Below are 436 nucleotides of genomic sequence, written 5' to 3' on the forward strand. Positions count from 1 at the left end.
CAGGCCGGGAACTGAAAACTCTTACTGCTCATAATCACCGGGTAACGGCAGTGGCGATCGCACCGGACGGCAAAACAGCGATTTCCGCTTCAAGGGATAATACCCTGAAAGTCTGGGATTTGTTTAGCGGTGAAGAGGTTTGTACTTTCAGCGGAGAACATGGGTTTAATTGCTGTGCAATTTCGCCTGATGGGGTGAGTGTTGTAGCGGGGGATCAATTGGGCCGGGTGCATTTCCTGCGATTGGAGGGAGTTAGCGGCGATCGATAATCGGATTTTTGCGTCGATTCCGGCGATCTAATTTGAAATCCTCGGCGGTTGAAATCCCGGGGGTTAGAAACCGCGTCTACACAAACGATGTCCAGGGTGGATTTATTGTGATCGGATGATTATATAATGGAAGGGGCGATCGTCCCCTAGCGGATCCCGCTTGACCA

General features: G+C 51.1%; 1 protein-coding gene. It reads left to right on the forward strand.

The features are described from left to right. The coding region (locus tag QUA57_RS28480) for a WD40 repeat domain-containing protein (protein ID WP_445304521.1) at nucleotides 1-269 on the forward strand (269 nt) is incomplete at its 5' end. Nucleotides 270-436 lie beyond the last annotated feature (167 nt).

Source organism: Microcoleus sp. Pol7_B2 (genome assembly GCF_036701035.1).
GTDB lineage: Bacteria > Cyanobacteriota > Cyanobacteriia > Cyanobacteriales > Microcoleaceae > Microcoleus.